Genomic DNA, 24,347 nt, shown 5'->3' with positions numbered 1-24,347 from the left:
TAAAAAACAAAAGACATTAGACTTGTTGAAAGTTTCAAGTCTAATGTCTTTTATTCTCTGATTGTAGGTCAAAAAAGAAAGAGAGCAACTCGCATCGCTCTCTTTCTCCATATTATTCGCCTTGTGGCTTGTTTTCTTGTTTTGGCTTATCTTCTCTTGGAGGACGAGGCAACAAAACTTTACGAGAAAGCTTCATTTTTCCTTGTTTGTCCACATCCAAAAGTTTTACAGTCACCATATCGCCTTCTTTGAATACACCGTCCATTGTTTCAAGACGTTTCCAGTCAATTTCAGAAATATGTAATAAACCGTCTTTACCTGGCATGATTTCAACGAATGCACCAAATGGCATGATGGATTTCACTTTACCTTCATAGATCTCACCAATTTCTGGTTTTGCAACAATCGCTTTGATTCTTGCCAATGCAGCATCAATAGCTTCTTTATTATCAGCAAAGATTTGAACCACACCTTTATTCTCAACCTCTTCAATTGAAATAGTTGCGCCAGTTTCACGTTGCATTTCTTGGATAATCTTACCACCTGGTCCAATTACAGCACCAATAAATTCCTTATCGATTAAGATTTGGATGATACGTGGAGCGTGTGGTTTGTAGTCTTCACGTGGAGCAGAAATAGTCTTAGCCATTTCACCCAAGATATGTAGACGGGCTTCTTTCGCTTGATCTAATGCCTGAGTCAACACTTCCCATTTAAGACCATTGATCTTAAGGTCCATCTGACATCCTACAATACCTTTTTCAGTACCAGTAACTTTGAAGTCCATATCTCCTAAGTGATCTTCATCACCTAAGATATCCGAAAGGATTGCATATTTACCTGTTTTCTCATCAGTGATCAATCCCATTGCAATTCCTGAAACTGGAGCAGCAATCTTAACACCTGCATCCATTAGTGCCAATGTACCGGCACATACAGTTGCCATAGATGAAGAACCGTTTGATTCTAAGATATCAGAAACAACGCGGATGGTATAAGGATTATCTTCTGTTGGAAGAACTTGTTTCAATGAACGCATTGCTAAGTTTCCGTGTCCAACTTCACGACGACCTGGACCTCTATTTGGTCTTACCTCGCCAGTTGAAAATCCTGGGAAATTATAGTGTAAGATAAATTTGTTATACCCATGGAAGAATGCTCCATCGATCATTTGCTCATCATCTTTAGCACCTAAAGTCACTGAAGTCAATGATTGTGTTTCACCACGTGTAAATACTGCTGATCCGTGAGCAGCTGGCAAATAATCTACCTCTGTCCAAATAGGACGTACAGTACGAACATCACGACCATCTAAACGAATTCCTTCATCTAATACAAGATTACGAACTGCGTCATATTGAACATCGTGGTAATACTTCTTCATCAAGAATTCTGTATCCTCATCGATTTCATCACCCATAGTTTCAAAGAATGATTGACCAATCTCTGCGAACTTCTCTGTACGTTCATGCTTGCTAGATTTTGATTTAGCAACTTCATAAACTTTCTCATAAGTAGCTGCATAGATCGCATCTTTCAATTCTGGATTAGAAGGCTCATGGTTGAAATCACGTTTTTCTTGTGATCCTACTAAATTTGCCAATTCAATCTGTCCAGCAACTTGTTTCTTAATAGCTTCATGTGCAAAAGCAATAGCTTCTACCATTTCAGTTTCCGAAATTTCTTTCGCTTCTCCTTCTACCATCACGATGTCTTGTGCAGAACCCGCCACGATAAATTCCAAAGATGCTTTCTCCAAAGCTGAAACAGTCGGGTTGATCACCAACTCACCTTCAATCTTCGCAACACGAACTTCTGAAATAGGTCCATTAAATGGAATATCAGAAACAGCAATCGCTGCCGATGCTGCTAATCCTGCCAATGCATCTGGCATAATTTCTTTGTCTGCAGAAATTAAGCTTACCATAACCTGTGTGTCAGCATGGTAAGTTTCTGGGAACAATGGACGTAAAGCCCTATCGATCAAACGTGAAATCAAAACCTCATAATCTGAAAGTCTTGCCTCACGACGTAAAAATCCTCCTGGAATACGACCTGTAGCCGCATATTTCTCTTGGTAGTCTACTGATAATGGAAGAAAATCAGCACCAGCTTTAGGTTCTTTTGACGACACCACGGTCGCTAGCAACATCGTTGCTCCTTGTTTCAAAACTACTGATCCATCAGCCTGTTTAGCTAACTTACCAGTCGACAATTCAATGGGAGCTAGTCCGCCACCCATCTCAATTGTTACTTTCTTTTCGTTATAACTCATTGTTTTTTCTTTGTGATGCATTTGCGTCATTTTACATGCACCAAATTAATATTGACCTTTTTAATCGCACAAAGGTAATTAAAAATTCATTGCCGAGTCATCAACGGCCAAAATTTTAGAATCTCAGCCTATTCATTATAAGCAAAGTGTAATTTTATTAATTCAAAATAAAAAAAGGGACCCTGAATAATCAGGGTCCCTCTTAAAAGCTCTTTACAGATCGCTTATTTGATGATATCACGTAAGCCTAATGCTTTGATGATAGCACGGTATCTTTCGATATCCTTTTTGTACAAATAAGCTAATAATGAACGACGCTTACCTACTAATTTTTGTAGGGAACGTTGTGTGTTAAAATCTTTTCTGTTTGATTTCAAATGCCCAGTTAAGTGAGCAATTCTTTTTGTAAATAAAGCTACTTGTCCTTCTGCAGAACCTGTGTTTTCAGCTGCTCCTGCAAATTCTTGGAAGATATCAGCTTTGTACTCTTTACTTAAATACATTTCGTGAATAATATTAAAGCGTTAAAAATTTTATTAATTGCGTGCAAAGTTAACATCTTCTTTCTGAAACAAAAAATTTATTGTTCTTTTATTGATGTTTCTATCGCTCAGTAATTTAGAATTATACTTTAATGTAGATTTTCTTTTGATCTAACCAGTAACAAATCGCCCACATCAAAACCAAAAAACATAATGAATAGGCAAAGGAACCAATTTCGGGAATCCCGGGTATCTGCGCACATACATTTTTATAGAACCAGGTCAATGGGCTACCAAAAGTAGTCTCACCGAGGTCGTTCACCCCCATTGGAATGCGGATTAAACCCAAAGTCTTCGGTAACAATCCACTTAAAACAAAGATAAAGAGTGGATTTTTCCCAAAGACATCAAAAAATCGGGTCAACCAATTCTTAACTCCCTGCACTTCAATATACCAGATCATGGTGCCAATCGTCAATATCCCTAAACCTGTTGTATATAGTACATAAGAACTCGTCCATATCTTTTTATTGATCGGAAATCCTAACGACCAGGTCCATGCCATAACCAATAAGATAAATCCCGTCACAAACATTCCCGATAATAGTTTAAAATGAGGTTCATTGCTCTGTGGTACCTTTGTCCATAACCAATCTACTTGACCCTGCTTTTTGATAAACACTCCAGCCAAATAACCAAATACCACCTGAACGACAGCTGGCATTGCACTCATTAAGCCTTCAGGATCAAAAGGAACTCCTTCTCCTTTATACATATGTGCTACTCCAAGAATTTGCTTGTCGATCGCTGTACCAAACCAACCCTCTAACGAATAAGGATCACCTGTCCCTAGAAACGCGCATAATCCCCAATATCCTAATAGAATCGCTGCTGATAAATATATTAAGGTCCTAGGTTTAAAATAATAAGCCAAAATTGAGGCAAAGAAATAAGCAATGGCAATTCGTTGCAACACTCCTAATATCCGAACTCCCTGTTCAGGATTACTACTATTTACCCACTCCCTGAATTGAAGCACTCCATCAGACCAATGGACAAATGGAAACCAATTCAATCCTAATCCTATCAAAAAGATCAATATCGTACGTTTGATCACCTTCTTCCAAAATATAGCATCACCGGCCTCCTGTAATCTCGGGATCACAAATGACATCGCATTTCCCACTGCAAATAGGAAAAAAGGGAAAACCAAATCAGTAGGGGTACAACCATGCCATGGGGCATGCTTCAATGGAGCAAACATATGCGACCAAGTCCCCGGGTTGTTAACCAAAATCATTAAGGCAACTGTAGCTCCCCTAAAGACATCTAATGAATAATAGCGCTGTTTCATAATTTATATTCTCCCGAAGTTACAATTAAACGCTCATAAAAATGCAACACAAAATCTATTAATTAGCCAATCAGGCATAAAAACGCATAAAATCGCCATACTTTTCATTTTTCCCGTACGAACCGGAAGAAACTTATTAATTTTTTTAAAAAGTATTTGTTAGTTAATTTATTTTTATCCTAATTTTACAGAAGTATTAAATAATCAATTTTAACTTTGGATAGCCTTAAATTATCAATATTAAAGCGGTTATATTTTTCCAATCCGCAATCGATTGCAGAACTCAGTACATCGATTGGGAAGAGTGTGCCCAATATTACCAATGCCGTAAATAAATTATTGCAACTAAACCTGATCGAACAAGACGGCCTAGCTCCTTCCACAGGCGGTAGACGTGCTGCTCAATTTGTACCCAACGAAAAACATCTCCCATTAATTCTATCCATTGCTATTGACCAATTTTATACTTCAGTAGTCGTTGTTGACTTTAAAAACCAATATAAAACCGCAATAAATACCGAGGTTATCGACCTAAGAGAGGACGATGCCTATGAAAAAATTATTGCACTGACTAAAACAACAATCCAACAAACCGACGCTTATCAAATTTATGGAATAGGAGTAACCATTCCTGGATTTGTTGACAGCAAAACAGGCAAAAACAATTCTTACAGTAGCAATTCCCCATTCTACGACCTGAAAACTAACATTCAAAAAGAATTTAACTTGCCGACTTTTGTGGAAAATGACTCTTCCGCAATTGCAATTGCAGAACATAAATTTGGCTCTGCCAAATCCATTCAAGATGTCATGGTGGTCAACCTCAATTGGGGGGTTGGACTAGGAATGATCCTAGACAACGAACTCTACCGTGGCCATTCTGGATTTGCAGGTGAGTTCAGTCACATCCCTCTTTCTGACTCCAACAAACTTTGTTCTTGTGGTAAAAAAGGCTGCCTTGAAGTTGATGCTTCTCTTTTGGCTGCCGTAGAATCAGCAACTAACTCTCTAAAATCCGGTGAGGTGTCCTCGCTACAATCGATTTTCAAACAACAAAAATATCTGACAGGTGACCAACTCTTATCAGCGGCTATTCAAGGTGATCAACTCGCCATGGAAGCGGTTAATAAAATTGGCTATATGTTGGGAAAAGGCATAGCAACCTTAATCCATATCATCAACCCTGAATTGGTGCTGATTTCTGGACGTGGTGCAAAAGCAAAGGATGTACTGTTGCCTAAAATTCAAAGCGCAGTATTGGAGTTTAGTATCAAAAGATTATCACAAAACACAAAAATTCAATTCTCTAACACAGAAAACATACAATTATTGGGTTCAACATGCATCTGCATCTTGAGCGCAGACAAAAACATCTATAAAACACAATTAATAGACTAATTACTTAAATCATCAACAAATGAGCAATTTTTACTCAAAATGTTGCAGTATAACCTTAGTTATGCTTTTCAGCTTATCTTCGTTATTTGCACAACAAACTGTTACGGGGAGAGTAACAGATCCTAATGGAGCAGGTCTTCCAGGAGTGAGTGTGTCTGTTGTTGGAACAAACAAAGCAGCTCAATCCAACATGGAAGGTAACTACTCCATCGAAGCCAATAATGGCCAAAAACTACGCTTCACCAGTGTAGGCTATCAAACTCAAGAAGTCAATGTTACTTCTTCTACTTTAAATGTAACCATGCAGGAAGATGCTGGTAACATCGATGAGGTAGTGGTAACTGCAATGGGTATCAAAAGAGCACCTAAGGAATTAGGTTATGCTATGAGTACCGTTGAAGCAAAAGAATTAACAAAAACTGGTTCGCCAAACTTTGCAGGTGCATTGTACGGTAAAGCGCCAGGTGTTCGTATTTCTGCCGCTCCAGGAGGTGCTACTTCTGGTATTAATATCAATATCCGTGGTGTCAACTCGATCACCGGTAACTCGCAACCTTTAATTATTATTGATGGTGTTCCTATGAGAACAACCACATTTAATAACTCGAACTACTGGGGTGACCAAAGAGCAAGAGGTAACGGATTAGAAGACTTAAACCCTGAAGATATCGAATCCATCACTGTACTAAAAGGTGCTTCGGCAGCTGCTTTATATGGTTCTGAAGCATTAAATGGGGTAGTCATGGTAACTACTAAATCTGGTAAAGGTGGAGAAGGTGTTGCAATCGACTTCAATGCAACTTATACCCATGACCAAATCGCTTACCTACCTCGCTTTCAAGATGTGAGAGGTCCTGGTTATACTACTCAATATGCTGATGCAGGCCAAGGAGAAGACATGTTCTTCTACTATGGTGATGATCTAGCAGTTGACGGAGTAAAAAGAGGTCTTTTAGGAGCAACAATTAACTTTGGTCCAAAATTCGACGGCCAACCTGTTGTTTCTTGGGACGGTAAAGTTAGACCTTATGTAGCGCAAAATGCTTATGGTAAATTATTCAACAACCCGAATAATACTATCTTCAACTTAGCCCTATCGCATACAAGTGATAAAGCTAACACCAGGTTCTCGTTGACTAGACAAGACAATGAAATGACCGCCCTTTCTTCTTACAACAAGAAAAACATCGCTAGTATCAATTCAACCATGAAATTCTGGGATAAATTAACCACAGATATCGTAGTAAACTATGTTAACCAACATACCCATAACAGACCATTCTTGACAGACCGTCTTGTAAACAACTTTACAGGTATGATCTCAACTTTTGATAATCCAGAGTGGTATTTGGACAGATACAGTACTAGCCTAGGTTATAAATATGTAACGGGTTCTAACCAAAGTTTGACTCCTGAAGAAAACCTAAGACATAATGGCTACAAAGCTGATGTTTTAGACTTCATGTGGAATAACTTAGCTAGACAATATGATGAGTACTCTAACAGGGTTATCGGATCATTTACCAACACTTGGCAAGTTACACAAGACTTCTCTATCCGCGGTAGATTCTCTGCAGATATGACGAACTTAAAAACAGATGATAAACAACCAAACGAAATTCCAGTTGCCTTTGGACAGTCTGGATACTATGCTTCGAATAACACCACTGCAAATATTTATTACACCGATTTATTGGCTTCATACAGCAAACAAATCACCGAAGATGTAAAATTAGGCGCAATGCTTGGTTATACTGCTACTAAATTGAATACGACTAATTTAACAGCAAATACCGATGGTGGTTTATCAGTAAGGAATTGGTATGATATCAGTGCGTCCAACAACCTTTCAAGAGGTAATTCTACGAAATTGAACTCCTTACGTGACGCTACATTCGGAACCATCAACTTTAACTTTAAAGACTTCTGGTTTGTTGAAGGTACATTAAGAAGAGAGCAAATTTCACAAATGCACCCTGATAACAACGTATTATACTACCCTTCAGTAAATACCAGTATTATCTTGAATGAAGCTTTCCAAATGCCAGAATTCTTCAATTATGCTAAATTAAGAGGTTCATACGGTATCGTGGGTAAATATCCAGACATCTACTTAAGTGCCTTAAGTTATTCCCAAGCTACTTTGGGTAATCAAGGTACAGGTGCATCAGTATTGTATACCCAGATCCCGACTTCTTCTTTCGGTAATGAAAAAATTAAACCTGAAAACAAACACGAATTGGAAATTGGTCTAGAAACAAGATTGTTCAATAACAAATTAGGTTTAGACTTTACCTACTATAACGGTAAAATCGTTGACCAGATCTTAAACTATACTCTTCCTTATTCTACAGGTTCCAACTCAATCCTAGCCAACGTAGGTACATTGAGAAACACAGGTTACGAATTTGCATTAAACGGAGCTCCAATTTCAAATGATAACTTCAAATGGAATTCGATCTTAAACTTTGCATTCAACCGCAATAAGGTAGAAGCCCTTCCAGGTGGTGCTTCCCAATTAATGTTAGCAGATTACGATGGTTCTGCAGCGAGATTAGTAGCTAACGTTGGCCAATCCATGGGTGACATCATGGTACACCCGTATGTATATGATGCAAGCGGCAAAAAGATTGTAAATGATAATGGTCTTTACCAATTAGATCCAGATGAATGGGTTAAAGCGGGTAATGCGATGCCAAAAGTAACAGGTGGTTTCATCAATACTTTTACTTACAAAAACATCACTTTAGATGCATTGATCGACTTCCGTTGGGGCGGACATGCCATGCCAACTGGTATCAACTGGATGAAATCTCGTGGTCTATTAGAAGAAACCCTTACAGCAATGGATGCTGAGCACGGTGGTTTAAGCTACTATATCAAAGATGGTAAAGGAATTGCAACTACTGGAAATGCTGGCCCTGCTGGTGAAAAAGTTTTCCATGACGGTATGGTAATGGATGGCGTTTTAGCAGACGGTTCTCCAAACACCAACATCATTTCTCAAGCATACTATTACGCGCAAACCTACAACTGGGGTGGCCCTCAATACTCTAACTCAAACTACGGTTTGTATGTTCAGAAAAACAATTACATTAAATTAAGAGAACTTTCATTAGGTTATAGATTACCTGCTTCTGTAGCAAAAAGCTTAAGAGCTAAAAACCTTCAGATCTCTGCATTTGCAAGAAACCTATTCTTTATTTATAGATCAATGAAAGATTTAGATCCTGAGCAAATGACAGGTGGTTCTTATTGGGTAAACAACGTTACTAATGCGGGTACTTCTCCTGCAACTAGAACTTATGGTTTCATGTTACGTGCAAGCTTCTAAAATTATGAAAACAAACAAATTATTAGTGATAGCGGGATTAATGGCTGCATCACTAGCAACGATAACCTCTTGTAAGAAAGAGTCCTTTGATGCTGAATATCGGAACCCTTCTAAAGTAACGAGTTCAACTATCGAAAAACAATATACAGGTGTACAATTTGGCTATATCGAACTAGTCGTTCCAACCTATAGAAATTACTTTGTAACCCTTTCCCCAACCATTCACCGTTATTTACAAACGATTGGCTGGGCAAACACCACCGATCAATTAACGCCAGGTATGGCAGCAATCAATGATCGTTGGGAAAGATACTACAGAGGATTAGCACAATTCAGAGAGTTCGAAAAAGTGTATAATGCTAGCCCTGACGATGAAAAGGCAATGAAGAAAATCTTCTTATTAACTGCAAAGATCTTTTTCTATGATCTTACGCAACAACAAGTAGATTTACATGGTGATATTCCTTGGTCTCAAGCTGGTATGTTAAGTACAAATGGTGGTGATTATACCAAATCGTACTCAAAATTTGACAAAGCTGCAGATATCTACACCGCTATGTTAGATGATTTAAAATCTATCAGTTCGGAGTTGAGCAATTTTACCATTCCAGCTGCCGTAGTTAATTCTTTCAAAACTCAAGATTTAGTAAACTCAGGAAATGTAGACTTGTGGAAAAAATACTGTAACTCCTTAAGATTACGTATGTTGACTCGCGTTGGAAAAGCTTCACAGTTTTCTGCTAGAGCTACTCAAGAGATCAATGAAATCTTGGGCAATCCAACAAAATTCCCTGTCTTGGCATCAAATGCAGACAATATCCAAATTGATATCTTCAACAATGCTGGAGATGTGAATTCTAGAGGATTTAGAGATGCAATTGAAAGCTGGAACAACAATATTGCTGGAAAAGTTATGATTGACCACATGTTAAACAATAGCGACCCAAGGCTTCCATTTATGTTTGAACCAGGTGCTGGTGCTAATGGTGCCTTCATCGGTCTAGATCAATCGTTAACTAGCGCTGTTCAATCCTCTCAGATTGCTGGAACACCTGCAAACCCGAGTAAAATTGCTATCTATAACAGATCTACTTATTCGCGCAACCAGAACTTCCCTGGCATCTTGATCACAGCTTCTGAAGTTGATTTCTTGAAAGCTGAAAATCAATTGAACAGTGGAAACGCGACAGCAGCAAAAGCTAGTTTTGAAAAAGCAATCAAAGAATCCATTGAACTACAGGTTTCTTTGAGAAACATCAGTAATGATGCAACGGTAGCAAAACCTACCGAACCAACTGCTGCTCAAACAACAGCTTATATCAACAAAATTGGATGGGGAACTAACAACCTCCAATTGATCGCTATGCAAAAATGGTTACACTTCAACATCATCCAATCTGTAGAAAACTGGTCGGAAGTGAGAAGATTGAACTACCCAACTTTTGCTTTCCGTGTTGAAACTTCAGATTTCCAAAAAACAGTCCCTGTAAAATGGAACATGGTTCAAGATGAAATCACGTACAACCAGGAAAACTACAACGCGATCAAAGATCAAGACAACGTAAATACAAAATTATTCTGGGATGTAAATTAATGCCCAAACTAATTATTATTTGAAAAGCCACTTCGCGTGGCTTTTCTTTTATCAACTCCCTAAACTTAATACCAATGAAGAGATCAACATTATTTACCGCAGCTTTCCTCCTTGCTTCATCCTTGACTTTTGGCCAAGCGCATAATGTCTCCGCAGGTTATCAAAAACCAACCGACCCACAGGTCCTCCAAAACTTGGAACAATGGCAAGACATGAAGTTCGGGCTTTTTATGCACTGGGGAACCTATAGCCAATGGGGAATCGTTGAAAGTTGGAGTATTTGCCCTGAAGATGAAGGCTGGACCCAACGCAAACCGGAACACGGTAAAACCTATTTCGAATATGTAAAAAATTACGAAAACCTACAGAAGTCTTTCAATCCTGTAGATTTCAGTCCCCAAAAATGGGCTGATGCTGCAAAAGCTGCCGGTATGAAATATGTCGTATTTACGACCAAACACCATGATGGCTTCGCCATGTTTGACACCAAGGAGTCTGATTATAAAATCACTTCCAAAAACACTCCTTTCTCTAGCAATCCAAAAGCCAATGTCACCAAGGAAATCTTCAATTCCTTCCGAAATGAAGGGTTCAAAATAGGTGCATATTTCTCCAAACCTGATTGGCACACAGAACACTATTGGTGGCCTTATTTCCCACCAAAAGACAGAAATGTAAATTACGACCCTACTAAATATCCAGAACGCTGGAACAATTTCAAAAACTACACCTATAACCAGATCAATGAACTGACCTCAGAATATGGCAAAGTAGATATCCTTTGGTTAGACGGTGGTTGGGTAAGACCATTCAGTACCATTGACCAATCCGTGGATTGGCAACGCGGCATAAAAGTGGAACAAGACATCGATATGGATCGTATTGGTGGAATGGCAAGAAAAAACCAACCTGGAATCATTGTGGTTGACCGGACAGTTCCCGGAAAATGGGAAAATTATGTGACCCCAGAACAGGCTGTCCCTGAACACCCACTCGATATCCCTTGGGAAAGCTGTATCACCATGGGGAATTCATTCTCCTATGTACCAAATGACCAATATAAGCCCACTAAAAAGATTGTCGAAACCCTTGTCAAGATTATCTCTCGCGGTGGAAACTATTTGATGAACATCGCTCCTGGACCCAATGGTGATTTTGACCAAGCAGCATACGATCGCCTAAAAGAATTGGCAAAATGGGTGCAGATCAATGAATCTGCAATCTATGCTACTAGAAGTGTTGCTCCATACCATGAAAATGAATATTACTACACCCGTAGCAAAGACAATAAAACCATCAACGTATTCCATTTATCTGAAGGAGAAAAATACAGCGCTCCAGCAACTTTTTCTTTCCAAGTACCTGCCAACAGCAAAATAAAGGGAGTGAAAATCCTTGGCCATAATGGGAAAGCAAAATGGACTTTAAAGGAAAATATACTTACCGTTCAGAACTCAGCAAAGAACCTGGATTATGCTACAGCCATTCAAGTCAGCTTGAAATAACCAGTATTTGATTACAATTTCTTATCTTAAATACTGGATAAGAAATTGTAATCAAAATTGAAATCTACGCCTATGAAAACCTCCCTTGTAATCCTCCTCCTTCTTTTTAAGATAAATCTATTCGGACAATCTCCGCAACCCAACATATTGAAATCGGAGTTTATTTTCGAACAAGGCAAATATTTCGATCAATGTCACGCTTCAACCATTGAAGAGGCAAAAGATGGAACTTTGTTGGTAAGCTGGTTTGCAGGAACACATGAGGGCAACCAAGACGTTAAGATTTGGGGATCTACTTATGATGGAGAGAAATGGTCCGAGCCAACAATCTGGGCCGATGGAATCTCCGACAAAACCTATCCTTGTTGGAACCCAGTTCTTTTCAGGAAAAATAACGATCAAACGATCTATCTCTTTTATAAAGTTGGACCTAACCCTAGAGAATGGTGGGGAATGGTTAAAACCTCAAAAGACAACGGAAAGACCTGGTCCAAAGCACAAAAATTACCTGATGGAATTTTAGGTCCAATCAAAAACAAACCTAAACAGCTTTCTAATGGAACTGTTGTTTCTCCATCCAGTGAAGAATTTACTGAAACCCGATGGGTAGCACATGTGGAGATCGCAGATAAGAAAATGAAGACATGGAAAAAGTATCCCATTAACCATGAATCAACCTTGAATGTCATCCAACCAAGCATTTTGCTTCACCCAAACAACAAGTTGCAGGTTCTATGCCGCAGCCGAGAAGGTTCGGTTATTTCATCTTGGTCTACCGATAATGGCAAAACTTGGTCAGACCTTGAAAAAACAAATCTAATCAATCCCAATTCAGGAACCGATGCCATAGCAGTAAAGAATCAATTTTGGATAGTATACAATCCTGATATCCCTGGAAAGGATTGGTGGGAAGGAAGAGCTAAATTAAATATTGCTTTCTCCAATGATGGACTAGATTGGAATAAGTTCTTGGAACTAGAAAACCATGATAAAGGTGAATTCAGTTATCCAACCATCTTCCAAGATTCCAAAGGAAAGATCCATATCACTTACACTTACAATAGAGTCAATGTAAAACATGTTGTTTTAGATCCTAAATAAGCAAAACGCCAGAATTAATTCTGGCGTTTTGCTTATTTAATTATTTTACTGTTCATAACCTCGAACTCTCCATTCAACTTTATATTATCGGAAGCCGGACCTATCAATACCCTGAACTTCCCTATTTCAACTTGCCAATCCTTATTTGCGCCCCATAACTTCAAATCATTTTGATCTAGCGTAAAGCTAACTTTGCGGCTTTCTCCTTTCATCAATGGTACCCGGTCAAATCCTCTTAATTGTTTTACTGCCGAAACAGCTGAACTGACCTCATCAATTAAATATAGCTGCGGAACTTCTTCTCCATCAAAACTCCCGGTATTGGCCAAATCAAATGAAACTACCACATTAACATCCTCATCTCCTTCTAAAACCTCCATTTCTATATTCTTATACTCGAATTCAGTATAACTCAACCCATATCCAAAGCTATACAAAGGAGTAGATTCTTGATCAATGTAAGGATGATGTTTGGGTTTTTGGTGATTGTAATAAACAGGTAATTGGCCAATGGACCTTGGAACTGAAATTGGAAGTCGACCAGCTGGATTGTAATCGCCAAACAACACATCCGCAATCGCAGTTCCTCCTTCTTGTCCTGGATACCAAGCATCAAGAATTGCAGGAATATGCTCATCCGCCCAGTTTAGGTTTAACGGCCTTCCTTTAATGACCACCAAAACAACTGGCTTTCCAGTTGCCTGAATAGCCTGCATCAATTTCAACTGATCACCCATCATATCCAATGATGCACGATCGAAACCTTCACCACTCTCCATATCAGAAATTGTTTCCTTGCTGCTTTCCACTTCCGCAGCACCAGTTGCTTGATAGGAAGTCTTGAAATCGCGAGCGCTAGACCCTCCAACAACCAAGACCACAACATCAGCTTGTTTTGCCGCAGCAACCGCAGAAGGAATATCGGTTTGCCCCATATCACGTATGGCAGCTCCCTTTACATAATCAACCTGTGTTCCTGAACCCAACTTCTCCTTAATCCCGGCCAAAACTGTCTTTACCTTACCCTCTGCCTGTGGAGCCGTATAATCACCTAATTGATTGTAAACATTATCTGCATTCGGTCCGATCACCGCTATTCGCTTTAAATCTTTCTTTAAGGGAAGAAGATGACCCTCATTTTTCAGTAATATTATAGACTCGCGAGCAACTTGCCTCGCCACTTCTATATTTTCTTGGCTAGCAACTTTCTTCTTTGCTTCTTTTTCCGATACAAAAGGATTTTCAAACAGCCCCAAAAGAAACTTCGTCCTCAAGACTCTGCCTACCGCTTGGTTCAATTCCTCTTCACTTACCAAACCTTCTTTGATAGCCAACAATAGGTTTTTACCATAACCCGAACCACTTAGATCTACATCCAATCCCGCATTTAAGGCTTGAGAAGCCCCTTCCGCCGGACTAGCAGCCGTATTATGACCCCCAGATAAGCCTTGTATACTCAACAAATCGGATACAACAAATCCTTTAAATCCCCATTCTTTTCTCAATACCTCATTCAATAACCATGAATTCGAAGAGCAAGGTATCCCATCTATGGAATTATAAGCCGTCATTACAGACCAAGCCCCTTGTCTAACCGCTTTTTCAAATGGATATAGGTAATTCATCCTCAAATCGCGCTCACCCACAGAAACACTACCGCCATTATGCCCCCCTTCAGGAACACCATAAGCCACAAAATGCTTCAAAGTTGAAAAGACCTTTCCTGCTTGCCCAAGCTGTTCACCTTGCATCCCTCTCACCATGGCTTCACCAATCTTGCTAACTAAATAAGGATCCTCACCGTAGGACTCTTCCGTCCTTGACCACCTTGGTTCCCTTGCCAAATCCAAAACAGGACCGTAGCCATTATGTGCTCCAACGGCTGAGGCTTCTGCAGCAATTACCCCTGCCATTTTTTGGATCAAAAACGGATTCCAAGTGCTCGCTTGACCGATCGCTGTCGGGAAAGTTGTAGCTCCAATAGCCATATGTCCATGTGGAGTTTCCTCAGAAAGCAACAATGGTATGCCCAAACGCGTACTATCTAACATGAATTTTTGAATGGCGTTGGTTGCCTTTGCCGCCTCTTCAGGGCTTAGACCAGTCAACAAAGTCTTCTGGGTCCAAGGATCTGCACGCAGCGTAGCCCACATCAATCCAATTTTTTGATTCTTGACGGTCTCTTTAAACTTTTGACTTACCCCTATTTTTCCAGCATGCTTATCATACATTTCCCAACCCAAAACTTTTGAAAGTTGACCAACTTTCTCCTCTAAGGTCATTCTACCCAAAAGGTCTTCCACCCTTTTCTCTACAGGCAGATTCTTGTTCTTATAAGGAAGTTCCTGGGCTAGCAAACTGGATTGACAGGCTGCCATCAAACCAAATATCAAAAGTCTTTTTATCTTAATTTTCATCTATACACTATGCTTGGGTTTAGGGATTAAAAACTACATGTTATAATCACTGTAATTTAGTCAAAATTATCCTTTTAGCGTCAAATAAACTGTCATTTGATGCTGATTCACATTAGAAAATAACTGCTGTTTTCCATATATTTGGATAGACCCAATTTTATTAGAACCAGCATGGCATCAACATCAAAGCAATTCCTTCTTTTCTTAATTCTAACATTGATTAGTTTCAGTACCTTTTCCCAAACCAAGAGAGCCCAATGGCTGGAAGACGACCGTTTCGGTATGTTCATTCATTGGGGACTCTACAGTGCCACTGAAGGTATTTGGAAAGGCGAAAGATTAAGACATCCGAATAATTATGCAGAATGGATTCGATACAGAAACCGTATTGGTGAAGCAGAATATGGCGAATTGGCAAAAAGATTTGACTGGGATAAAATCAATCCAGAAGAATGGGTACTCCTAGCCAAAAAAGCTGGCATGAAGTATATCGTCATTACCTCGAAACATCATGATGGAGTAGCTCTTTGGGATAGTAAGGTAAGCGATTATTCCCTGCCTAAACTTAGCGGAACCAATAGAGATGTCATTAAAGAAATAGCTGAAGCCTGTAAAAAACACGATATCAAACTATGTTTCTATTATTCCCATTGGATCGACTGGCAACATCCTTACGCTTGGAACCATAACCAAGAAGTCACTGGCCGTGTTACAGATGCTCAATACAATCAGTATTGGCAAGAAAAAGTAATCCCTCAAATCCGTGAATTGCTAACAAATTACGGTGATATCGCCATGATGTGGTTTGATATGTGGATACCTTATCAACAGAGTATCATCAAAAAAGAACAGTTGGATCAACTAGCTAACCTCATCCATGAATTACAACCAAAATGTTTAATCAATTCAAGGCTGGGTTTTCCAATCGAAAATGAACATGTTGACTTTGAAACTTTAGGCGACAATCAATTCGGATCCGCTTACACCGACCATATTTGGGAAACTCCCGGAACTATCGCTCATTCATGGGGTTTCAACGCCTTGGAAAATGAATGGAAGTCAACCAATCAATTATTCCAATCCTTAATCAACAATGTTAGCCTCAATGGTTCATACACCCTGAATATCGGCCCACGCGCAGATGGCTCTGTACCATATGAAGGCGTTCAACGATTAATGGATATGGGACAATGGCTAAATAAATATGGGCAAGCAGTTTATTTTAACAATGGTCTGCCAATCCGATTCTCCCAACATGACTGGGGCAAAATGACCATCAATAACAAAACAAAAAAACTGTACCTAAATGTCTTTAATTGGCCATTAGATAAAATCCTTCGCGTAACTGGTTTGCAGAGCAAACCAACTAAAATCGAGGTATTAAACGGCAATAAAACCCAAGAAGTACAATTTGAACAGTTTGGTCCTATCATCCATATCCATGTGCCGGAAGAGCAACCTGATCCCTATGTATCCGTCTTAAAAGTAACCATGGATCAACATCAATTCAATACGGAAGTTGTTGCTGAATCTACCTTTGGCGGATTCTCATTAAACGCCAAGAACCACCTTTCAAAAAATCTAGAATTCAAAGCCTTTGACGGAACTAAACCGGATCATTTGGTACTAAAAGCAAATCAAACAGTAAAATGGAAGGTTTATCTTCCAGAACCTGGAGATTATAGCCTAGAAACTTCCTTACATAATGGTTCCGGCAAAACAACCCAGATCACCATCAAGGATATCGAAAGCACATTTACAGTGCCCGCAGCTCCCAATGGAAAAGTAACAGTCGAACCTAATCAAAACTGGTATGTAGAAGAATTCTTAGATGTCCCAGTTGGAAAGATCAACATCACAAAACCAATAGAACTAACCTTAGAGTTTTCAGCATCAGAACCTATCCTATTTAATAGAATCTGGATTGAAAAAAAGAAAAAATAAGGATTGGGGGGGAACCAGGATTCAAGGGATGAGAGGAGGGACCAAGATTATCACGCCTTTTCAACGACATTCTATCCATCTCTCCGCCACTGGTAATGATCCGGTTGCTAAAGGACTTGCTGCGGAAGGATGGTTGTTTGTATAAACTGGGAACCCCTGGAAGGGGTGACATCTTTGTAGAAAATCGGATCGTTAATCGGATAACCCACAGCGTGGGTGAAATATTTTTCTGATAATCCTTTATAGGGTTTATTAAGAAAAAAATAGTTCCCTCATCTTACGATTTCGATGACAGCCATCCTTAAAAAAAAATAAAAAATAGTTCCTCGCTGCGCTCTGAATCCCTCTCTGGGACACTTCCAATTCTGAACGAATAGTGAAGAATCTGTACGTAAATGTCCAAAACATTTTGTCATCCTACACCGAAGGTGTAGGACCTGTTCGCTAATGAAATCATTATTGTTTTATAATAAAGAGGAAGTTTGTATACCTCCGAGATTCTTCCTGCGTACCAATGAACACGTTTGTTAAATCTGTGTTTCTAGAAATTTAATCCCATATTTATTTCCCAGAAAAATCTGTTTTTTGCGCCATACTGCCCTGGAAGGGCAGAATTATTTTAGCAATGGTATCCAACAATAAAGGGTTAATGCAAAAACGATGTTCGATTAATCGAACATCGTTTTTGCGCTACATCCAGGCTAACATGCCATGCTAGCTAAAATAATGGAACCCCGATGGGAAATGTCATTAAGTTAAGGTTTTTTGGGTATTCATGAGGTTCATCCGAAGTATTTAACCTTGCAAAAATACTAATTCAAAAACACCGTGCATTGTATTGGTTTACAGTTCCTTAACCTTCGGTTAAGGATGACAGAATCTTAGAGAGAAGAGCCGTACAGATTCTTCACGAATTGTTCAGAATCAGAAAAATACAAATTGATATTCTTGTTCCTAGGGAAAGTTCCCCTTTGTTTTTTCTTACCTTGATGACATTGCCCAGCGGGGGTGAAAAATTTTTCTATTTATTTTTTCGCGGCTGGCGTATGCGATACACACCGAATTTTGTGAATATAATTTTGAATGTAATACCAACAATAATCCTGTGCCGGGTCTCGACGCCGCTCGACCATCGGAATATTGATCTTGGTCCATCCTCTCATCCCGTACCCTGAGCGGCGTCGAAGGGCATCCTGGTTCCTTCCCAGATCTTGGTCTATCCTCCCATCCCATCAATCCTGGTTCAAATAAAGGGCTAAAGCCTATATCGCTTTGGTTTTCTCTTTCAACCAAGCTTTTTCTCCTTCATCCAATTTCGGAGACAACTTTTCAAACACCCAGCCATTATATTGGTTTAACCAATCAATATGTTTCTGATCCAATAGGCTTTTATCAACCAAAGCCGTATCGATATAACAAACCGTTAAAGTCTCAAAATCCATGAAATCACCAAATTGATTACTCTCTACTTTTTTCGAAAGCACCAAGTTCTCAATACGGATTCCATAATGACCTTCTCTATATAATCCCGGTTCAATGGAGGTAATCATACCTTCCTCAACTGGAATATCGATTGCTGCCATATTGAAGGTCTGAGGTCCTTCATGAACGTTCAAGAAAAATCCAACCCCATGTCCGGTACCATGTCCATAATTGCGCATCGTTTCCCAAATCGGCCTTCTGGTTATTGCGTCAATTGAATAACCTCTGGTTCCAGTAGGGAATACCGCTTGGGAGCCTTCAATAGTCCCTTTAAGAACAATGGTATAATCGGTTTTCTCCTCAGGTATTATTTGACCTAATGAAATAACACGGGTAATATCAGTGGTTCCATCTAGGTATTGACCACCTGAATCCACCAACAATAATCCCTCAGGTTTCAATACTGAATTACTGCTTTCTGTTGCTTTATAATGTGGTAAAGCACCATGAGCTTTATAGCCAGCAATGGTATCAAATGATATATCAACAAATCCTTCTGAAGTGGCACGCAAGGCTTGTAATTTCTCGGCAATAGAAATTTCCGAGAGTTTACCTGAGGCTACATTTTCCTCAACCCATTTAAAGAATTTTGTCAATGCAACACCATCCTTAATCATGGCATGACGAGTATGATCAACCTCAACTTTGTTTTTAATAGACTTCAATGAAGTTGAAGGATTCATATCTTCCAAAATTTCGATGTTTTCTGGAACAGAATCATAGATAGCAAAACAAGTACGCTTAGGATCCAATAAAATATGCTCACCTTTCAACTGTTTTATAGCCTCAAACGCACCTTGATAGTCAGCTACTTCAACTCCAGAATCCTTTAAAGTGGAAATATCAGCTGAAGATAATTTCCCTGAGCCAATAAACAAGGTGTTTTTATCCTCTTGGATCAACAAGAATCCCAATACAACCGGATTGCAATGAACATCATTCCCACGGATATTAAGGATCCATGCCAAATCATCCAAGGAAGAAACAAAATGAACATCCGCTCTTTTATCCTTAAGTTTTGATTTTACTGTTGAAATCTTATCTTTTGTCGACTGTCCAGTTGTGTTTACATCTAATAGATATGCCTTTTCAGTAGGTAGTTCAGGTCTATTTTCCCAAATTGCTTCCAATAAGTCCAAATGTCCGTTGACTTGTATACCCAAAGGTTCCAATTCTGTTTGTACAGCTTGTGCCACGGCAACAGAAGCTAAATTACCATCGAAAGCCACGGTATCGCCTTTTTTCAATGTTTTAGAAAGCCAAGTCGCATATTCTGCTTTGCCTTGGACTTGTAGTTTAACCAATTCAAAGCCTGTTCCCGACAATTGCTCATTGGCTTGAACAAAATAACGTGAATCAGTCCATAAGCCTGCAAAATCTTGCGTAATGGCTAATGTCCCAGCAGAACCGGTAAAACCTGATGTCCAAGCTATGCACTTGTATCTTTCTGGAAGGTATTCGCTAATATGTGGATCGGAGGAGGGAATTATATAGGCATCTACACCCTTTTCTTTCATCTCTTTACGGATGGAAGCTAACTTATCGATGTATTTCATTATGTAATTTTTAATAATCCTTGCAAGTTATAAAAACTCTCACAATTAATACATTTACTTCATCATACATTTGAAATTTTACAATTTAAATGTACTACTTGTGCAGTAGATTACGATATTTGCTACCTATGAGAAGATTTTTTTCATTTTTTTATTTCCTTGCTGTTATTAGCGTCCTAAACACGCAAACAGTACAAGCCCAAGGAGTAAAAGCAAAAGTCCAAACGGCATTTGATGCTTTTAGCAAGAACCCGTCTCTAAAAAATGGCATGGCTTCCTTGACGGTCATAAACTCTAAAACTGGTGAAATTGTTTTCGATAGCAATAACCAGATCGGAATGCCTACCGCATCAACCCTGAAAGTAATTACTTCCATTACAGCCTTAGACCTATTAAGTGCAGATTACACCTTCAACACTGAACTGTTTTATACCGGTCAGATTGACTCTTTAGGCACTTTACATGGCAATATCATTATCGAAGGTAAGGGCGACCCAACCCTTGGTAGTGATAGATACCCTGATACAAAACCGGAAGTCATACTGGCTAAGTGGTCCGAAGCAATCAAAAAGGTCGGTATCAAAAAAATCAATGGTAAAATCATTGCTGATGATATTTTCTTCAATGGCTATGATGTTCCCGGAACTTGGATGTGGACTGATATTGGAAATTATTACGGTGCTGGATTCTCTGCATTGAATTGGAAAGAAAACAAACTCGGAATCAATTTCACACCTAGTTCGCCTGGCAAGCCAGCAACCTTACAGCCTGTACAAAAAGCTCCATTCTACCATTTAATCAATGAAGTAAAAACAGGAGCCAATGGATCGGGTGATAATGTATATGCCTATTCAGCTCCTTATTCGACCCAAGTTTACCTAAGGGGTACCTATGGTGCCAATCTCAAAAAAACAATTGAAATTTCAGTACCTGATCCAGCATTGGACTTAGCATATTCGCTCTCTGATGTCCTTGGCAGGGATTCTATCTTTGTTGCAGATTCATTGAACAGGGTTACAACAGGTAAACGATTAACAGACATGGATTCTGCAAGCATCTTGGATGAAAAGAGAAATTCAATCCTTCTGATTAAATCGCCTCGATTAGGAGAAATTGTACATTGGTTCAACCAAAAAAGCATCAACCTATACGGTGAGTCTCTGCTAAAATTAATCGGAGTAGTCTCAGCGATGGAATACGACACCGAAAAATCGGCAACCTTGGTTTCAAAATATTGGCAGAACAAATTATCGATCGATCCAAGTGCCATCAATACTTTCGATGGTTCGGGATTATCCCCTCAGAATAGAGTGACCACTTTGGCTATGAGCAAGATCATGCAATATGCAAAGGGAAGACCTTGGTATGATGAGTTTTTAAAATCTTTGCCAACAATTAACAATACTACCATGAAAAGTGGTACTATTGGAGGTGTATTAGGATATACAGGTTATCAAAAATCCAGCGACGGGCAAGAATATACCTTTACCTTGCTAGTCAACAACTATCAAGGTCCGGCTGGGCAGATGCGCCAGCGTATGTTTAAATTATTAGATGTATTAAAGTAGATTATTACTAGGTGATAATCATGAAATATTAGTATAAACCAAAATTGTAATGAGTAACATCAACAGAAAGAAAGACGCTTTAAACTACCATGCTATGGGGCGTCCGGGTAAAATAGCAGTGGTTCCTACAAAACCACATAGTTCACAAAGAGACTTATCTTTAGCCTATTCCCCAGGTGTAGCCGAGCCTTGTCTGGCAATTGCAGAAAACAGCGAAGACGCTTATAAATATACTGCCAAGGGTAACTTGGTAGCCGTAATCAGTAATGGTACTGCCGTATTGGGCCTTGGTGACATTGGTGCCCAAGCTGGTAAACCCGTAATGGAAGGTAAAGGATTACTTTTCAAAATCTTCGCCGATATCGATGTATTTGACATCGAATTAGACACCAAAAACGTTGATGAATTTGTCAATATCGTTAAAGCTTTGGAACCAACATTCGGTGGTGTGAACCTCGAAGATATCAAAGCTCCTGAGTGTTTTGAAATTGAACGCCGCCTAAAAGCAGAAATGAATATCCCAGTTATGCACGATGACCAACATGGTACTGCAATTATTTCTGGGGCTGCTCTGATCAACGCTTCTGAGTTACAAGGCAAAAATATCGCTGACCTGAAAATCGTGGTGAATGGTGCAGGTGCTGCGGCAATTTCGTGTACGGCGATGTACGTGGCTGTAGGCGCTAATAAAGACAACATCGTGATGTGCGACAGTAAAGGGGTTATCCGTAAGGACCGTGAGGTTTTAGATCCTACAAAAGCTGAATGGGCAACCGACCGCGATATCCATACCTTAGCTGATGCGGTAAAAGATGCTGATGTTTTCATCGGTCTTTCCGCTGCAGATGTTTTGACGCCAGAAATGTTGAAAAGCATGGCTCCAAAACCAATCGTATTAGCAATGGCAAACCCTAATCCTGAAATCGCTTATGAGCTTGCGCTTGAAACTCGCGATGATATTATTATGGGTACCGGACGCTCTGACTTCCCTAACCAAGTAAACAACGTTCTTGGTTTCCCTTATATCTTCCGTGGTGCATTAGACGTAAGAGCTACTGCTATCAACGAAGCAATGAAAATTGCCGCTGTAAAAGCTATTGCGGAATTAGCAAAACAACCTGTCCCTGAAGAAGTAAATATTGCTTACAATGCCAACAACATCCGTTTTGGTATTGATTATGTGATTCCTAAACCTACAGACCCACGCTTGATAACTGAGGTTTCCGTAGCGGTTGCAAAAGCTGCTATTGAATCTGGTGTTGCGCGTAAGGTAATCGAAGATTGGGATGCATACCGCGATGAATTACGTAAAAGATTGGGTAAGGACGAACGATTGATCCGTACCATTACCGCTAAGGCAAAATCTAACCCTAAACGTGTTGTATTTGCAGAAGCCGATAATTATAAAACCCTTCGTGCTGCTCAAATTGTTAAAGAAGAAGGAATTGCTTTCCCGATCCTATTGGGTAACCAAGAAAAAATCAACAATTTGATCCATGAATATGGTTTTGAATTGGATGGTGTAGAGATCATCGACCCTCAAGCTGAGATCAAATCCGAAAGATTTGAAAGATATGCGGAGCACTTATACCAAAAAAGACAACGTAGAGGCGTCAATAAATTGGATTCCCGCAAGTTAATGACCAACCGTAACTACTTTGCAGCAAGTATGGTTGAATTTGGCGATGCAGACACCCTTATATCAGGTTTGACACGCAATTATGCTTCAACCATCCGCCCGGCATTACAAGTAATCGGAGCAAAACCAGGTAGCAGAGTTGCAGGCATGTACATCATGTTGACAAGCCAAGGACCTCTATTCTTTGGTGATACAACCGTAAACTCCAACCCTAGCGCCCGTGAACTTGCAGATATCGCCGTATTATTAGATTCAGCAGTTAAAAGATTCAACGTTAAGCCTCGTTTAGCGATGTTATCTTACTCTAACTTTGGTTCAAATATTGGAGATATTTCGGATAAAGTAAGGGAAGCAGTAAGCATCTTGCACAAGGAACATCCAGATATCGTTGCTGACGGTGAAATCCAAGCAAACTTTGCTTTGAACAAAAACTTATTGGCAGACAACTTCCCATTCTCTACATTAAATGGCGAACCTGCAAATACCTTGGTATTCCCTAACCTAGAATCGGGCAACATTTCTTATAAATTATTGCAAGAAGTTGGAAATGCTGAGGCTGTAGGACCTGTCCTATTAGGAATGAACAAACCTATCCACGTATTGCAATTGGATAGTTCAGTTCGTGAAATTGTAAATATGGTTACCATTGCGGTAGTTGATGCCATTGAACACGAAAAAGAATCAAAAAATCAGTAAGC

14 protein-coding genes are annotated in these 24,347 nt (G+C 39.4%); 9 read left to right on the top strand and 5 right to left on the bottom strand.

Features of this window, described 5'->3' with window-relative positions; all coding sequences use genetic code 11:
• Positions 1 to 112: 112 nt before the first annotated feature.
• From pnp to CKW03_RS02345, 3 genes are all read right to left on the bottom strand, one after another.
• Entirely contained in the window at positions 113 to 2,275 is a 2,163-nt protein-coding gene (gene pnp, locus CKW03_RS02355; protein ID WP_093100700.1) for a polyribonucleotide nucleotidyltransferase, read from the bottom strand.
• A gap of 224 nt (positions 2,276 to 2,499) precedes the next feature.
• Positions 2,500 to 2,778, bottom strand: a complete 279-nt coding sequence (gene rpsO, locus CKW03_RS02350; RefSeq protein WP_093100604.1) for a 30S ribosomal protein S15 — start codon at positions 2,776 to 2,778, stop codon at positions 2,500 to 2,502.
• A 121-nt stretch (positions 2,779 to 2,899) separates the two neighbouring features.
• Positions 2,900 to 4,111, bottom strand: coding sequence for an acyltransferase family protein (locus tag CKW03_RS02345; RefSeq protein WP_093100605.1), 1,212 nt, complete (start codon positions 4,109 to 4,111; stop codon positions 2,900 to 2,902).
• A gap of 216 nt (positions 4,112 to 4,327) precedes the next feature.
• Here CKW03_RS02345 and CKW03_RS02340 point away from each other — a divergent pair, with 216 nt between their 5' ends.
• From CKW03_RS02340 to CKW03_RS02320, 5 genes are all read left to right on the top strand, one after another.
• Positions 4,328 to 5,509, top strand: coding sequence for an ROK family transcriptional regulator (locus CKW03_RS02340; RefSeq protein WP_157739371.1), 1,182 nt, complete (start codon positions 4,328 to 4,330; stop codon positions 5,507 to 5,509).
• A gap of 61 nt (positions 5,510 to 5,570) precedes the next feature.
• Positions 5,571 to 8,843: a SusC/RagA family TonB-linked outer membrane protein gene (locus CKW03_RS02335; RefSeq protein ID WP_093100608.1), complete on the top strand. Its 3,273-nt coding sequence runs from the start codon at positions 5,571 to 5,573 to the stop codon at positions 8,841 to 8,843.
• Positions 8,844 to 8,847: 4 nt separating this feature from the next.
• Positions 8,848 to 10,437 carry a SusD/RagB family nutrient-binding outer membrane lipoprotein gene (locus CKW03_RS02330; protein WP_093100610.1) on the top strand — a complete coding sequence of 530 codons (1,590 nt, stop codon included), beginning with the start codon at positions 8,848 to 8,850 and terminating at the stop codon, positions 10,435 to 10,437.
• Positions 10,438 to 10,511: 74 nt separating this feature from the next.
• Positions 10,512 to 11,942 carry an alpha-L-fucosidase gene (locus CKW03_RS02325; RefSeq protein WP_093100612.1) on the top strand — a complete coding sequence of 477 codons (1,431 nt, stop codon included), beginning with the start codon at positions 10,512 to 10,514 and terminating at the stop codon, positions 11,940 to 11,942.
• Positions 11,943 to 12,014: 72 nt separating this feature from the next.
• Positions 12,015 to 13,043 (top strand): sialidase family protein, encoded by a 1,029-nt coding sequence (locus tag CKW03_RS02320; protein ID WP_093100613.1) that lies wholly within the window; start codon positions 12,015 to 12,017, stop codon positions 13,041 to 13,043.
• Between the two features lie 32 nt (positions 13,044 to 13,075).
• On the opposite strand, the gene CKW03_RS02315 is transcribed toward CKW03_RS02320, so the two are convergent.
• A complete protein-coding gene (locus tag CKW03_RS02315; protein ID WP_093100615.1) occupies positions 13,076 to 15,460 on the bottom strand; it encodes a glycoside hydrolase family 3 N-terminal domain-containing protein in 2,385 nt (794 codons plus the stop codon).
• 171 nt (positions 15,461 to 15,631) lie between these two features.
• Between CKW03_RS02315 and CKW03_RS02310 the strand changes: the two genes are divergently transcribed.
• Together CKW03_RS02310 and CKW03_RS20240 are read left to right on the top strand one after the other, a co-directional pair.
• Positions 15,632 to 17,404: an alpha-L-fucosidase gene (locus CKW03_RS02310; RefSeq protein WP_093100616.1), complete on the top strand. Its 1,773-nt coding sequence runs from the start codon at positions 15,632 to 15,634 to the stop codon at positions 17,402 to 17,404.
• A complete protein-coding gene (locus CKW03_RS20240) occupies positions 17,385 to 17,549 on the top strand; it encodes a hypothetical protein (protein WP_157739368.1) in 165 nt (54 codons plus the stop codon). Before CKW03_RS02310 ends, CKW03_RS20240 begins: the two co-directional genes overlap by 20 nt.
• A 1,117-nt stretch (positions 17,550 to 18,666) precedes the next feature.
• Here CKW03_RS20240 and CKW03_RS02305 read toward each other — a convergent pair.
• Positions 18,667 to 20,442 carry an aminopeptidase P family protein gene (locus CKW03_RS02305; RefSeq protein ID WP_093100618.1) on the bottom strand — a complete coding sequence of 592 codons (1,776 nt, stop codon included), beginning with the start codon at positions 20,440 to 20,442 and terminating at the stop codon, positions 18,667 to 18,669.
• Positions 20,443 to 20,570: 128 nt separating this feature from the next.
• Between CKW03_RS02305 and dacB the strand changes: the two genes are divergently transcribed.
• On the top strand, positions 20,571 to 22,010 hold the full coding sequence (dacB, locus tag CKW03_RS02300) for a D-alanyl-D-alanine carboxypeptidase/D-alanyl-D-alanine endopeptidase (RefSeq protein ID WP_093100619.1): 1,440 nt from the start codon (positions 20,571 to 20,573) through the stop codon (positions 22,008 to 22,010).
• 49 nt (positions 22,011 to 22,059) lie between these two features.
• Entirely contained in the window at positions 22,060 to 24,345 is a 2,286-nt protein-coding gene (locus CKW03_RS02295) for an NADP-dependent malic enzyme (RefSeq protein ID WP_093100621.1), read from the top strand.
• Positions 24,346 to 24,347 lie beyond the last annotated feature (2 nt).

The sequence above is a fragment of the Sphingobacterium mizutaii genome (assembly GCF_900187125.1).
In the GTDB taxonomy this organism is placed as follows: Bacteria; Bacteroidota; Bacteroidia; order Sphingobacteriales; family Sphingobacteriaceae; genus Sphingobacterium; species Sphingobacterium mizutaii.
The sequence above is the reverse complement of the archived record's forward strand: the minus strand, read 5'-3'. Positions and strand labels throughout refer to the sequence as shown.